This window comes from Gemmatimonadota bacterium (assembly GCA_016719105.1).
Lineage (GTDB): Bacteria > Gemmatimonadota > Gemmatimonadetes > Gemmatimonadales > Gemmatimonadaceae > SCN-70-22.
In genome coordinates this window covers 60,773-75,530 of the sequence record JADKAQ010000017.1, presented here as the reverse complement: position 1 = coordinate 75,530, position 14,758 = coordinate 60,773, and the positions used below count along the sequence as shown (strand labels likewise).

General features: G+C 69.3%; 7 protein-coding genes and 1 pseudogene. 3 read left to right on the top strand and 5 right to left on the bottom strand.

Features of this window, described 5'->3' with window-relative positions:
* Positions 1-56: 56 nt before the first annotated feature.
* Positions 57-3,236, top strand: a pseudogene (locus IPN47_17525) (efflux RND transporter permease subunit).
* A gap of 9 nt (positions 3,237-3,245) precedes the next feature.
* Here IPN47_17525 and IPN47_17520 read toward each other — a convergent pair.
* Entirely contained in the window at positions 3,246-4,997 is a 1,752-nt protein-coding gene (locus tag IPN47_17520; GenBank protein MBK9409806.1) for an amidase, read from the bottom strand.
* 177 nt (positions 4,998-5,174) lie between these two features.
* On the opposite strand from IPN47_17520, the gene IPN47_17515 reads away from it, so the two are divergent.
* Positions 5,175-5,597, top strand: coding sequence for an acyl-CoA thioesterase (locus IPN47_17515; protein ID MBK9409805.1), 423 nt, complete (start codon positions 5,175-5,177; stop codon positions 5,595-5,597).
* A gap of 21 nt (positions 5,598-5,618) precedes the next feature.
* Here the strand turns inward: IPN47_17515 and IPN47_17510 are convergent, their stop codons facing one another.
* Genes IPN47_17510 through IPN47_17500 form a run of 3 tightly spaced genes read right to left on the bottom strand, consistent with a single transcriptional unit; the run spans position 5,619 to position 11,519 of the window.
* Positions 5,619-9,227 (bottom strand): hypothetical protein, encoded by a 3,609-nt coding sequence (locus tag IPN47_17510; protein ID MBK9409804.1) that lies wholly within the window; start codon positions 9,225-9,227, stop codon positions 5,619-5,621.
* 1 nt (position 9,228) lies between these two features.
* Positions 9,229-10,116 (bottom strand): ABC transporter ATP-binding protein, encoded by an 888-nt coding sequence (locus IPN47_17505; protein MBK9409803.1) that lies wholly within the window; start codon positions 10,114-10,116, stop codon positions 9,229-9,231.
* Entirely contained in the window at positions 10,113-11,519 is a 1,407-nt protein-coding gene (locus tag IPN47_17500; protein ID MBK9409802.1) for an amidohydrolase family protein, read from the bottom strand. The genes IPN47_17505 and IPN47_17500 overlap by 4 nt, the downstream gene beginning before the upstream one ends.
* A gap of 205 nt (positions 11,520-11,724) precedes the next feature.
* On the opposite strand from IPN47_17500, the gene IPN47_17495 reads away from it, so the two are divergent.
* Positions 11,725-13,119 carry an FAD-binding protein gene (locus tag IPN47_17495; GenBank protein MBK9409801.1) on the top strand — a complete coding sequence of 465 codons (1,395 nt, stop codon included), beginning with the start codon at positions 11,725-11,727 and terminating at the stop codon, positions 13,117-13,119.
* A gap of 42 nt (positions 13,120-13,161) precedes the next feature.
* Here IPN47_17495 and IPN47_17490 read toward each other — a convergent pair whose 3' ends face one another.
* The gene (locus IPN47_17490; GenBank protein MBK9409800.1) at positions 13,162-14,661 is read right to left on the bottom strand and encodes a beta-lactamase family protein; all 1,500 of its coding nucleotides are present in this window, start codon (positions 14,659-14,661) and stop codon (positions 13,162-13,164) included.
* Positions 14,662-14,758: the final 97 nt, after the last annotated feature.

Below are 14,758 nucleotides of genomic sequence, written 5' to 3'. Positions count from 1 at the left end.
TGGCCACACGTCATGCGGCGACGCCACGGTGCGCCGCACCCCTCTGTCAGTACGCCGTGTACATCTCCGATTTCGCGATCAAGCGACCGATCATCACCGTCGTGTCGATGATCGCCCTCGTGGTCTTCGGCCTGGCGTCGCTCTTTCGGCTCGGCACCGACGAGTTTCCGGAGCTGACGCCGCCCGTCGTCTTCGTCGCCGTGCCCTACCCCGGCGCCGCCCCCGATGTGGTGGAGCGCGAGGTGGTCACGCGCATCGAGGACAAGCTGTCATCGATCAGCGGTGTCGACCGGATGAACTCCACGTCGACCGACGGCTTTGGACAGGTCGTGGTGCAGTTCGTCTTCTCCAAGGACATCGACCAGGCGATGCAGGACGTGCGCGACGCGATGTCGGCGGTGCGTCCGCAACTCCCGCAGGAGATCCTCGAGCCGGTGATGAACCGGTTCGATCCGACGCAGCTGCCCATCGTGTCGCTCGCCCTCACGTCGCGGACGCTTTCCACGCCGCAGCTCACGCAGTTGGCCGACCAGACGATTGGCGGCGAGTTGCGCTCCATCGCTGGCGTGGCACAGGTGACCATCGTCGGGGGAGACAGCGCACAGCTCAACATCAACGTGCGCCCGAGCGACCTGGCCGCGGCCGGGGTGGGGATCGACCAGGTGGTGAACACGATTCGCGCGCAGAATCGCGCCGCCCCGTGGGGCGGGTGAATGCGGCGCTCGAGAACCGCGTGATTCGCCTGGACGGCCGCCTGGGGGCGCCCTCGGACTTTGCCGACATCGTCGTCGCGCAACGCACGGGGCAACTCGTCAGGCTCGGCCAGCTCGCCGACGTGGAAGCCGGGGCCGCGGAGCCCACGTCGGCCGCGCTGTTCAACGGCGTCCCGGCGATCGGGCTCGACATCATCAAGTCGCGCGAGGCGAGCACCACCGGCGTAGGCGACGCGGTGCGTGCGCGCGTCGCGGAGTTGCAGGCCACGCTCCCCGCCGGGGTGTCGATCGAGTTCGTGCGCGATGGTGGGGCGCGCGTGCGCCGTTCGGTGAGCAACGTGCAGGAGACGCTGTTCGAGGGGGCGCTGCTGACGGTGCTCGTGGTCTTCCTCTTCCTCAATTCGTGGCGCTCGACGGTCATCACGGGGCTCGCACTCCCGGTGTCGGTGCTGACGGCCTTCGCCCCGCTCCTGCTCTTCGGCTTCTCGCTCAACGTGATGTCGTTGATGGGGCTCTCGCTGGCCATCGGCATCCTCATCGACGACGCGATCGTCGTGCGCGAGAACATCGTGCGACACGTCGAGATGGGAAAAGACCACGTGACGGCGTCGCACGAAGGGACCGATGAGATCGGGCTCGCGGTGGCGGCGACCACCTTCTCCATCGTGGCGGTCTTCGTCCCGGTCGGCTTCATGCCGGGGATCGCCGGTCAGCTCTTCAAGCCGTTCGCCCTGACGATCGCCAGCGCGGTGCTCGTCTCGCTCTTCGTCTCGTTCTCGCTCGACCCGATGCTGTCGGCCTACTGGCCCGATCCGCAGCTCGAGGCGCACGAGCGTCGCAACCCGATCGCCCGCGCGCTGGACCGATTCAACGTCTGGTTCGACCGACAGGCCGAGCGCTACGAGAAGATCATCGCCTGGGCGCTCGACCACCGCTGGTGGATGATCGGCATCGCCACGACCACGCTGGTGCTCGCGCTTTGGCTGCAGGTGGCCTTTGGGGGGTTCGGCTTCCAGCCGGTCATGGACAACGGCGAGCTGAACGTCTCGATCGAGACGCCGCCCGGGTCGTCGCTGGAGTACACCACACTCAAGGCCGAGGAAGTCGCGCGCCAGATCCGCGCGCACACGGGCGTGGTGGCGTACACCTACACGACCGTAGGCAGCTCGAGCGGATCGGGGGCCGTCGACGAAGCGACGGTCTATGTGCGCATGGTCCCCAAGCAGCAACGCAACATCTCGCAGCTCGACTTCGGGCAGGTGATCCGCCGCGAGGTGGCCAGCATCTCGGGGGCGGTGGCCTACACGTACGATGCTGGCAGCCTGGCCGGCAACCAGAAGCAGATGCAACTCGAGGTGCAGGGCCCCGATGCGCAGCAGCTTGCCACGATCGCCGAGCGAGTCGCCGACTCGGTGCGCGTCGTCCCCGGCGCGGTCGACGTCGGGCTCTCGACCCGGGGACAGACCCCCGAGCTGGCGATCCGCGTGAACCGGGCGCTCGCGTCGTCGCTCGGCGTGAGCGTGGGGCAGCTGGCCACGTCGCTGCGGTTCGCCTTCGCCGGGGTCGACGCGGGGACGTGGGTCGATCCGTCGGGGATCTCGCGCTACGTGCGCGTGCGCCTGGCGCCGGATGCGCGGTCGCGCGCCGCCGACGTCGCGCAACTCCCGATCATGCTCACCGGGCAGCGTCCCGGGGCGAACGGAGCGATGCCGTACGTCCCGCTGTCGCAGGTGGCCACCGTGACGGCGGGGATGAGCCCGGCGCGCATCGACCACTACCAGCGGCGACGCGTGGTGACGGTGGGCGCCAACGTGCTCGGCGCCTCGATGGGGAACGTGGCGGCCGACGTGATGCGCCGGGTGACGTCGATCCCGCTCCCGCCCGGCTACCGCATCAGCGAAGCGGGGGCAGGTCGAGAGCCAGAACGAGATGTTCAGCGCGATCATCACCGCGCTCGGCATCGCCGTGATGCTGATGTACCTCATCCTCGTGGTGCAGTTCGGGAGCTTCCTCGACCCGCTGGTGATCCTGCTCTCGCTTCCGCTCTCACTGATTGGGGTGGTGCTGGCGCTCCTGCTCACCGGCGACACGCTCAACGTGATGAGCCTGATCGGGGTGATGATGCTGATGGGGTTGGTGGCGAAGAACGCGATCCTCCTCATCGACTTTGCCAAGTGGGCGCATCGCGACGGCGGGTTGAGCGTGCGCGACGCGCTCATCAAGGCCGGGCGCATCCGCCTGCGCCCGATCATGATGACGACGCTGGCGCTGATTGCCGGGATGATCCCGGTGGCGTTAGGCATCGGCGAGGGGGCCGACTTCCGCGCGCCGCTGGGGCGGGCGGTGATCGGCGGGGTGATCGCCTCGACCGTCCTGACGCTGGTCGTGATCCCGACGGTGTACGAGATCATGGAGCATTGGCGGTCGTCACTGCTGGGGCGGTTCCGGCGCGCCGGCCATGGGCACGCGACGCCGCCCGCGTCACCGCCAGCTGCACCGTCGCCTGCGCCGAGCGGCGACTAGGCGCGCCTCTTACGGGAACTGCGGCGGCGACCTGCGCCGCTTCGTGGCCTGCTCGAAGGCGTACGCGAGCTCGATCAGCTTCGGCTCGGCACAGGCTCCGGCGGTGAAGGTGACGCCGTACGGGGCCGGCTTGGGCTCGAAGCCCGCGGGGAACGCGCCGCCGCCAAAGCCGCCGGGGGCGCCCGGGGTCACGGGGAGAAGCGCGAAGGGAACCGTGATCGACGGGTAGCCCGGGCGGGCGGCGATGCCCGCGCTGCTCACGCCGGGAAAGAGGAGCGCGTCGAGGCGGTTGGCCTTCATCGCGGCATCGATCCCGTTGGTGGCGGAGAGGAGGATGTCCTTGCGACGGTCGGCCTGGTAGCGCGCGCGGTCGCCCTGCAGGTCCATCTCGTCGGAGATGTCGAGCAGCGCCTGGCCATACTTGATGGCGCCGGCCCGCTGGTGGGCGATGTTCCACTGGCGCAGCGCGGTGAGCGACGGGACCGGCGCCTTGTCACCTAACGACTTGAGCCAGGCATTGAAGTCGCGCTTCATCCCGTACTTGAAGCCGATGGAGCAGTCGGCGTCGCGCCCCTTGGCGTTGTCGAGCCCCCCGCAGGTGTTCCAGTTGAGGAAGTTGTGGCTGGCGACCGTGTCGACCACGCTGGGGATGTCCGCCGGGTCGACGACCTCGGCCCCCTGCGCCTTGAGGACGGCGATCACCTCGGTCATCGCCGCGCGCTGGGCGTCGTTGATCCCGCCACGCGGGTTGCTGCTCCCGGGGAGGGCGAGGCGGTCGTAGAAGAAGGCGCGCGGGATGCCGATGCGGGCGCCCGCGAGCCCCTTGGCGTTGAGGAACTTCGTGTAGTCGCGCCCGGCGGGGGGCGGGCAGGCCTTGGTTGCCGCGTCGTTAGGGTCCGGCGCCGCTCCTTCCATGGCGCCGAGCATGATGGCGGCGTCGGTGACGGTGCGCGTCATCGGCCCCGGGGTGTCCTGGTCGGCGGTGATCGGGATGACCCCCCAGCGGCTCACGCGCCCCACCGTGGGCTTGATCCCCACGAGCATGTTCTGCTGCGCCGGCGAGAGGATCGATCCCGACGTCTCGGTGCCGACGTTGCCCGCCCAGAACGAGACGCTGGTCCCGACGCCTGACGAGGAGCCGCCGGTGTTCAGGACCGGGCGCCCGTCGAAGTTGGCATCGCGCGGGTCGCGCCGCGGGTCCCACGGGTTCATCCCGTAACCATTGAGCCCGTTGTAGTTCCCCGGCATCCCGCTGGCGATCCAGTTGGCGAGCTCCGTCAGCTGCGTCTTGGCAAGGATGATGGCGCCCGCGTCGCGGAGGTTCTTCGTGAGCGTCGCGTCGTACGGCGGATACAGGTCGGCAAAGGCGAGCGCTCCGCCGGTGGTCGGCATGTCGACCGTGTTGATGTTGTCCTTGAGCGCGACCGGGATGCCGTGCAGCGGGCCGAGTGCCTTCCCTTGTGCGCGCTCGCGATCGCGCGCGTCGGCCTCCGCCAGCGCGTTGGGATTCATCGAGATGATCGCGTTGAGCCGGTCCTCGTAGAGCGCGATGCGGGTGAGATACTGTTGCACGAGCTGCCGCGAGGTGATGCGCCCCGACGCGAGGGCGGCGCGCATCTCGGGGATCGTCGCCTCGACCACGGAGAAGGGGGCGGGAGCGCTCCCTCGCTTGGTGGATTGAGCCGCGAGCGGTCGCGCGACCAGCGCGGCGAGAAGCGCGAGGGCGGCGAGCGACGGTCTGAGGGCGCGAAGGCGACGCATGGACATCACGAGGGTCGGCGCGGGGAGGGCGAGGGGCGAGATGCGAGGTGGCACGACGTTAGCGCGGCGGCCGATCGGGAACAACCGCGCGGATCTTCGCCGACGATCACGGTTGACCTGCCGCGGACGCGACGTTGTTTCCATCAGGCCCTCTGCGCTACACCTGCCCCAGCGTCCATGTCGTCCTCCGCCACGCCCGATCCGATCGACCGCTACGAGCTTCCGCTGGCGATCACCCCCGACGACATCGACGAGTTGGGGCACGTGAACAACGTCGTCTACCTCCGCTGGGCGCAGGACGTGGCCACCGCGCACTGGCGCGCGTTGGCGACGCCCGAGCAGCAGGAGGCGTTTGCCTGGGTCGCGCTGCGGCACGAGATCGACTACAAGCACCCCGCGCTCCCCGGCGACGCGATCGTCGCGTCGACCTGGGTGGGGCAGGCGGAGAGCGTGCGCTTCGAGCGCTTCGTGGAGATCCTGCGCGCCAGCGACCGGCGCGTGCTGGCGCGCACGCGCACGCTCTGGTGCCCCATCTCTCGCACCACAGGGAAGGTGACGCGCGTCGGTGACGACGTGCGGCGGGTCTTTTCGCGCGACTGACCGAGCAGCGCCGGTCGGCGGCTACGGCGCGCGCCGGGCGGGAGCGGCGACGACCGTCACCGTCTTCACGTTGTCCCGCCGATTGCGGTCGATGAGCACGTTGTACGGATCGATCCCCGCGCGCACCGGACGCGCGCGCACGACCACGGTGTACGTCGTATCCGCGCGCCGCAGCCACGCCTTCTGCACGTGGAGCGGTGCGCCGAGCCGGTTGCCCGGCGTCGGGTCACCAAACACGCCGATGTCGACGAGATCACCGACCGGGATCTCGCGCTCCGTCCCCAGGCTATCGGAGCGGAACTTCCGGGCACCGACGGTGATGGACACCTCGTACAAGCCATCGGCGCGCCGACGCGCGGTGGCGGCTTCGGTTCGGTTGTCCCACAGCGTGATCGTCTGGAACAGGTCGGTGCTGGCGTACTGCAGCGAGTCGGGCGTTTCCGCCGCGAGGGCGCGTATCAGGTCGCGACTCGTCGGATAGGGCGGTCCGCTGAACGCGGTGGCCGCGCGAAACGACGCGAGCGCCCGGTTCATCGCCGCTTCGCCGATCAGCTCTCGATAGGCGTAGAGCGCGAGCGATCCCTTGTTGTAGTGGATGTACGGTTGCCCCTCGACGAGCATGAGCGGGAGTTCGCCCTTCCGCTCGGCGCCGCGTCCCAGCAGGTACTGGTCGAGCTCATAGGCGAGGAACTTCTGCAGGCGTTCGCGCCCGTAGCGCTTTTCCATCACGGTGAGCGCCGAGTAGTTGGACAGCCCTTCGGAGAGCCACGCGTAGCCCTGCACGTCGGCCCCCGCCACCTGGTGCCCCCACCATTGATGCGCTACCTCGTGGGCGGTGACGTAGAACGGCATGTCCAGGTCGTCCGGGCCATCGCCGGGGCGTGCGATGAAGCCGGCGGCCTCGGAAAAGGGGATGGTCCCCGGCAAGGCCAGCGCGTACTGCGCATAGCGTGGGAACTCGACGATGCGCAGCTGCCGGAACTGGTAGGGGCCGAAGTGCGTGGTGTAGTAGTCGAGCGACGCCTTCATCGCCGTCATCATCCGGTCGACGTTGAAGGCGTGACCGGGATGGTAGAGGACCTCGAGGGCAACGCCCCGATACGCCTCGCGCCGCACTGCATAACGAGCCGAGAGGATGGCGTAGTCGTTGGACATCGGCGCGTCCATCGCGTACTCGAACACCCGACGCCCGTTCTCCTGGTAGTCGCGGACGAACATCCCCGGCGCCACCGCCACCTGGTCGGGGGCGGTGCTGACCGTGGCGCGGAAGGCGATCCAGTCGGCGTTGTCGCCTAACATGTAGGCGTTGTCGCGCGCTGCGACGTCGTCGATCGAGGCGACCCGGGTTCGGGGTGGGAGCCCTTCCGTTCGTCGGTCCTCCTCGTCCACCAGTTCCAGGCTCGGCGCATAGCCCAGGACCGGGAACCAGTCGCGCCGAAAGTACGTCCCGTTGACCGTGATGACCGGTGCGGAACCGTCGCCGGTGAAGCCGCGCGGGGCATAGCGGGCGCGATAGCGCAGGCGAATCGTGTCGCCAGGCGCAAGGGGCGTCGCGAGCCGCTCGACCCGCATGCCGCTCGCCGCGTCGGTCGTCAGCGTGGTCACCGGACGATCCCACCGCAGCGTGTCGACCTGCAGCTCCCGGTGCGCGACCATCACGAGGAGCGAGTCGAGCGGGCGCTGGTGCTTGTTGACGAAGGTGAACGTCCCGCTCAGGCCAAAGGCCCGGCGCTCCGGCTCGAGGTCGGCGCGCACGTCGGCCGCCACCAGGCGCGGGAGCGCCAGACGCTCCAGCGGCTTGTATGCGCGCTCATAGGCGGCAAGCGCCGCGCGCGTGCCGGATGCGCTCCGGTACTGATGGAGGATGTTGGTGTTGTAGAAGAAGGTCCCACCCGCGGCCAGGGCGAGGGCGCACGAAGCGCCGGCCGTCGTCGCGACACTCCCGGTCCACCGCCGCCGCGCGTCCTCCCAGCGCACCCGCCAGCGGCTCTCGGTCCCACGCACCCAGAGGAGGAAGGCGACGACCGTCAGCAGGCCGGCAACGCCGCTCCAGTACAGCGCCGAGACCGTCAGCTCCCCAACAAACGGACCAAAGCGATACAGGTCCGAGTAGCGGAACACGGGCACTTGCGCGTAGCGGACCATCGGGTGTCCCGCACCCAGCTGCGCCAGGACGATCCCGCCACCCCAGAAGGCGACCATGACGACGTGGCCAACGTACTTCTGGTTCACCACGACATGCACGGCGAAGGCGAGCGCCGTCAGCTGCACGAGCGCAGGGAAGGTGATGCCGAAGAGGTAACGCAGGTAAAGCGCCGGCTCGAAGTGGGTGTATCCCTTCGCCGTCTGAATGCACATCCCGACGACCGCAAGGATGAGGAGCAGGAGTGCCTCGACGAGGACCAGGCCCGCGAGGTTTCCGAGCAGCGCCACGCTCGTCCCCGAGGGAAGTGCGTCGGCAATCTGGTCGGCCTTGAGCTGTCGCTCGCGCCACACCGCCTCGCCCGTGTACAGCGTGACAATGAGGATGAAGAGCAGGAGAAAGCTGTTGGCCAGCGTCTCGACGACGGTATAGGTGAGCGGCCACGAGACCTGCGCGTAGAGCACGTCCACGTTCCGCGACGACACCAAAAGGAGCACGATGCCCATGGCCACGATCGCCGCGAACGTCGGCTGTCGCACCACGCTCCAGAAGGCGAGGCGCGTGCTGCTGGCCACCTGCGCGCGCCAGACGGCGCCGTCGAACCGCTGGCCGGGATGGGCGACCGCCGCTGGTGCCGGCGTCACCCCCTCGTCACGTGCCGCCTTCGCCCGTCCCAGCACCACCGGCGCGGCGCGGAAGCGGAAGGCCGCGTAGGTCGCCCCGAGCAGCGCCAGCGACACTCCCATCCACACGAGGCGGTTCTCGAGCAGGAACCCGTCAGCCGCAATCTGCCGACTCCCCTTCTCCATCACCGACCAGTAGCGCGTGAGGAGGCTGAACGCCTGCCCGCCAAACGGGTCGAGGAGCGCGGCGAGGCGCTGGCTGTCCAGGTTGGACAGCAGGGTGCCCGTGAGGAGCTGCACCACCAGGAGCACCAACCCCTGCGTATAGATCGCGAAGAGGCTACGGGTGAGCGCACCGACCGCGAAGAAGATCGCACTCGTCAGGAACAACGTGGGGAGGACGAGGAGCGCGTACTGCGTCACGTACGGAAGGAACGCGGTTGGCGGGAGCGGCGTGCCTCCCGACCGCGGCACCAGGGCGCCGAGCAGGAGCCCGACCGGCAGGCCGACATGCACCAGCGCCATGATCGCGAAGGCGCCCAGGAAGCGCCCGCCGAGGTAGTCGCGCTTCGTGATCGGCGTGGTGAAGACGAGTTCGTGCGTGCGATACTGGTAGTCGCGCAGCACCGACGTCCCGACCAGCCCCGTCACGATCACCTGGTTGAGCGCGGTGAAGGTGAGGAGGGCGGCGGCAATGGCAAACGGGGCGTTGCGCGCGACCGTCCCCACTCCGCCCCCCGCCACGACCTCCATCCCCGTCGCCATGAAGAGCACCCCCTCGGCGACGAAGAGGACGAAGTAGAACCAGGTGATGGGGCGCGTGAGGTGAAAGTGCAGCTCGAACGCTGCGACCGAGGCGAGCACGTTAGGCCGCCGCTTCCCGCTGTACGAGGCTCAGTTCGTGGAAGTAGACGTCCTCGAGGTCGGGTTCCACCACCGTGAAGCCGGCGCCCGGCGAGGTTTCAGCGTACACACGCACCACTGGTGTCCCCGCCAGGAGCTGCGCCGAGATCACATGATGCGTGGCCTGCACGACCGGCAACTCGGCTTTGGTCACCTCCTTGCGCCAGACGCGCCCGGCCAGCTGGGCCACGATCTGGCGCGGGTCGCCGGCTCGCACCACCCGCCCGCGGTTGATGATGGCCATCGACCGACACAACTCGCGCACATCTTCCACGATGTGCGTCGACAGGATCACGACGATCTCCTCGCCGATCTCGGCGATGAGGTTGAGAAAGCGCCGGCTCTCCGTGGGATCGAGTCCCGCCGTCGGTTCGTCGACGATGAGCAGCTGGGGCCCTCCGGCGAGCGCGATGGCGATGCCGAGCCGTTGCTTCATCCCACCGGAGAAGGTCCCGACATGCTTCTTGCGCACCTGGTACAGGTTCACCTGGTTGAGCAGGTGCGCCACCAGCGCCTTTCGCGCCCCCCGCTCGGCGATCCCCTTCAGCGTGGCGAAGTGATCGAGCGTGACCTCGGCCGAGAGGTTGGGATAGAGTCCGAACTCCTGCGGCAGGTAGCCCAGCACGCGGCGGAGCGCGTCGGGGCGTGCGAGCACGTCGATCTCCCCGAAGGTGATCGATCCGCTGTCCGGCAGCTGCAGCGTGGCCAGCGTTCGCATGAGCGACGACTTCCCCGCGCCGTTGGGGCCCAGCAGCCCGAACAGCCCCTTCCCGATCGACAGGTCGATGCCGTTGAGGGCGCGGACCCCGTTGGGATAGGTCTTTGTCAGTCCCCGAATCTCGAGCGTCACGGAACGCGTCGATCCCCACCCGGCGCCCGGTTGACCGGCGGCGGCGGCACCGGCTCGTGCCGCGGCGTCACCACCGCCCCGCCTTGCACCTGCAGGCGCCCATCGCGAATCACCAGGTCGACCTTGGCGATGTCGTCGAGCGTCACGTCGGGATTCCCCGCCACCACCAGCACGTCGGCCAGCTTCCCCACCTCGAGCGTCCCCAGCTTGTCGCCCATGTCGAGCAGCTCGGCGTTCACCCGCGTGGCGATGCCCAGCACCTCGGGGACGGTGTAACCGAGCCTAACGAACTGCCGCATCTCCTCGTGGTAGGGCCACGGGAGGTAGCGATACCAGTCGGACACCAGGTCGGTCCCGATCCCCAGCTTGACGCCGGCGTCCTTCATCTTCTTCACCACGGCGAAGTTGGCCGAGTCGGAGAAGGTGAAGCGGCGGCTCGTGCTGCCGAAGTAGCCCCCCGCCAGGCGAAAGATGAGGGTGTAGGGGATGAGCGTCGGGTCCGACTCGACCCCCTTCTCGGCCATGAGCCGGATGGTCTCGTCGGTACGCGGCAGCGGATGCTCGACCATGTCGACGCCCGCACGGACCGCGCGCTCGATGTAGAACGTCTCGGCATCGACGGTGACCTTGATGCCGAGCGAGTGCGCCTCGTCGACGGCGGCCTTCACTTCCTCCTCCGAAAAATGACTGGAGAGCTTGATGAAGTCGGCCCCTTTCCGGAACTGCTGACGCACCGCTTCGCGCCATTCTTGCGGTCCCGACGCCTCACGAATGCTTGCGAGGGGCATCCCGCTTTCGATGTCGACCTCGGCGCCGTGCCCGCCCTTGCCGGTGATGAGCGAGCCCGCCGCAAAGACGCGCGGCCCGGCGAGTCGTCCTTCGTTCACCCATTCCTTGAGCAGGAACGGCGTCTCGCCGTCGGAGCCGGTGTCACGAATCGAGGTGATCCCCCCCTCGATGTAGAAGCGCAGCCGTTCCACGCCACGCAGCGCCCCGTCGGCACGACTCCACGCCCGCGCATCGGAGTTGCCGGGCGTGCGATAGTCGATGTGCGTGTGCAGGTCGATGAGCCCGGGCATCACCGTCTTGCCCGCGACGTCGATCACGCGCGCATCCCGGGGCCACGAGTTGCTGCTGGCGGGAAGGACGGCGGCGATCTTGTTGCCGGTGATGACCACGGTCGCCGCGCGTGCGGCGCTTCCGGTGCCATCCCACACGCGCCCACCGCGCAGCACGAGCGTCGCCACCGGGCCGTCGTTGGGCGGCACCGGGATGCGGCGCGGATCGTCGGTGGTGTTGGTCCCCGGAGCGAGCCACTTCCGGCGCTCGGTGCGCGTGACCTGCGCGCCGGACCGCGGCGCCAGCGAGACAAGCAGGAGGGTGGCCAGTGCGAGCGCGCGCATACGGTGCGGTGGGAAAAGGTCGGCTGGTGGGGTGAGGCGGGAGCGTCCGCCGTCGGGGATCGCCGCGGCAGCGTGCGCGCCGAGGCCCCCGATTGTCACTCCAAGGGGCGCACGGCGCAACCACTGGCGCGCTGGCCGCTGGGTAACATGGGACGTGGCGACGGCCCGTGTTGACAGCGGCGCGACGTCCCGTATCGTGCCCGACATGTCCTCCCGCACGCGCGACCTTCCCGCCCTGCTCGACACCCTCGCGACCATCCTCGGCGACCGCTGGACCCGCGCCGAGTCGGAGTTGCTGCAGCACGGCCGCGGGGAAACGCACCTCGCCGCAGCGCCCCCCGACGTGGTCGTCTACCCCGAGAGCACCGACGAGGTGAGCGCGATCGTCCGTGCCTGTGCCGAGCACGACGCCCCCGTCATCGCGTACGGCGCCGGCTCGTCGCTCGAGGGACATGTGGCGGCGGTGGAAGGCGGGGTGACGGTCGACCTCTCGCGCATGAACCGCATCCTGCGCACCAGCGTCGAGGACATGGACGTGACGGTGCAGGCAGGAGTCACGCGTTTGCAGCTGACGAAAGCGCTGGCGGGGACCGGGGCGACCTTCTTTGTCGACCCGGGGGCCGACGCCACGATCGGCGGGATGACGGCCACCGGCGCCTCGGGGACGACCTCGGTGCGCTATGGGACGATGCGCGAGAACGTCCTCGGGCTCACCGTCGTGATGGCCGACGGCAGTGTGGTGCGCACCGGGGGGCGCGCGCGCAAGTCATCGGCCGGCTACGACCTCACCCGCCTCATGGTGGGGAGCGAGGGGACGTTAGGCGTGATCACCGAGGTGACGCTGCGCCTGCATCCCGTCCCCGACGCCATCGCCGCCGCCGTCTGCGCCTTCGCGTCGATCGACGACGCGGTGCATGCCGTGGTGGCCCTCCTGCAGTGCGGCGTCCCGCTGGCGCGCATCGAGTTGCTCGACGCCATGACGGTGCGGGCGGTGAACCAGCTGAGCGGACTCGGATATCCCGAGTGCCCGATGGTCTTCCTCGAGCTGCACGCCTACTCCGCGGCGGCGATCGCCGAGCAGTTGGAGGCCGTGCACGAGATCATCGCCCATCATGCCGGCCGCGTGCACGATTCGGCGACGACCGAGGATGCCCGGACCCGGTTGTGGGAGGCGCGGCACAAGGTCTACTACGCCGGGCTGGCGATGCGTCCCGGCTTTCGCGCGTGGACGACCGACGTCTGCGTCCCGGTATCGCACCTGGCAGCGGTCATCCGCGAGACGCGGGCGGACATCGAAGCGCTGGGGATCGTCGCGCCGCTCGTGGGGCACGTGGGCGACGGCAACTTCCATCTCCTCATGCTCGTCGACCCTAACGACGAGTCGACGGTCGCCGTGGCGCGCGACGCCAACGACCGACTGGTGGCACGTGCCATCGCCTGCGGCGGCACGTGCACCGGTGAGCACGGCGTCGGCGTGGGGAAGATGGGGTCGCTGGCCAAGGAGCACGGCGACCTCCTCCCCGCCATGCGGGCGATCAAGCGGGCGCTCGACCCCGGCAACCTGATGAACCCGGGAAAGGTGGTCGCCTTCTCGCCCTAGGGCGCGCGACCACACGATCCCGGTGCCATCGGCGGACGCGTCCTATCGGGAACGCTTGAGTGGGGGCACGCCAGGAATCTCGATACGGTCCACGCTCCCCTTGGCATCGGTACCGAAGCTGAACTCCATCCCCGATTCGAGGGCGATGGCCTTGTTGGGCGCCAGGAAGAGCACCTCGGTGCGCGGGATGAACTGCGGCTCCTCGAGGTAGAGCTTCCCCCCCACGCGCACCACCGAGGCGCGCACCTTGAAGGGGGCGTCGACCGCGAACGAGCCGACGAACGCCTGGAGCGCCGTCGAGTCCACAGCGATCGGGGCGATCTCCCGCGGCCCGAAGTCGGCCCACTTGTACTCGGCCGCGATGGCGAAGAGGATCTCCTGCGCCAGCGCCGACCCATTGTCGCTGTTGGTCATGACCGCCGCCCCCTTCCCTAACTCCGGGAAGTACGTCATCTGCGCCCGGTAGCCCTCGTTGGCGCCGCCGTGCCCGAAGTTGAAGCCGGCCCCCTTGCCACCGAGGGCGGGGCCCAGGCCAAACGCCTCCTTCTGCGACGTCAGCATCTCGGTCGCCATCTTCTGCGACAGCACCTTGGTCGACGTGCCGGCGCGTGCCGCAGCGATCTCGATCGACCACTTCATCAGGTCGCTCGGGGTGGTCCAAAGCCCGGCAGCCGCCATCTCGGGGTAGGTGTGCCACCGTCCCTCGACCATCTTGCCGTCGGGGCGATACCCCGCGGCCGCCTGCGGCGCCCGGGCCGCCGAGAGCGGCTGGTCGTAGCCGCTGTTGGTCATCCCGACCGGGTCGAGGACGAGGCGCTTGAGCAGCGCGGGGAACGGCTCGCCCGTCACGTCGGTCATCACGAGCTGCTCGATGGTGATGCCGCCCCCCGAGTAGCGGGAGATCGCGCCGGGGAAGGTGTCGACACGCACCGCCGCGGTATTGGCCGGCTTGGTGCCGTCCAGCAGCTGCGGCACCGTGGGGACGGAGTCGGTCGCCGCGTAACCCGGAAAGCCGTGCACCGTCAGCCCCGCGTTATGCGAGGCGATGCGCCGCAGCGTGACCTTCTCCTTCGCGGTGAACGGGTTCTCGGGGAGCTTCCAGCTCTTGAGGTAGTCGTTGACCGGTGTGTCGAGCGCGAGCTTCCCCTCCTCCACCAGCCGCAACATCCCGCTCGCCGCCACCGGCTTGCTGATCGACGCCGCCTGGAAGAGCGTGTTCGCATCCACGGAGTCGGCCGTCCCCAGCGCCTTGAGCCCGTACCCGCGCGCCCACACGATGCGCCCGTTGTCGACCACGGCAATGGAGACGCCGGGGACCTTGTGATGCGCCATGCGCTCGGCGAGCGTGTACGTGATCGCCGGCGCCCCCTTGACCGTCAGCTGCGAACGGAGCCCCGCGGTCACGCGGCCCACGGCCGCGTCGTCGTTAGGCTCGGCGGATGAGGGAACGGGGGCGGGGGCGCTGCAGGCGGCGAGCAGGACGGCGCCGGCGGCGACGAGGGAAAACCGATGACGCATCGAGACCTCGAGGTGGGTGGACACGCCGGTGGCCCCCGGCGACGGTGGAGAATGCACGCGGGAGCGCACGGCCGGGAAGGGCGCGCGCCTCCGGATCCGGAGCCGTACGGCGAATCGCGGC

Coding starts and splice junctions, on each gene's coding strand:
- IPN47_17520 (MBK9409806.1), bottom strand. CDS start 4,997: ATGCGTCGCCTTCGCGCCCTCAGACCGTCGCTCGCCGCCCTCGCGCTT.
- IPN47_17515 (MBK9409805.1), top strand. CDS start 5,175: ATGTCGTCCTCCGCCACGCCCGATCCGATCGACCGCTACGAGCTTCCG.
- IPN47_17500 (MBK9409802.1), bottom strand. CDS start 11,519: ATGCGCGCGCTCGCACTGGCCACCCTCCTGCTTGTCTCGCTGGCGCCG.
- IPN47_17495 (MBK9409801.1), top strand. CDS start 11,725: ATGTCCTCCCGCACGCGCGACCTTCCCGCCCTGCTCGACACCCTCGCG.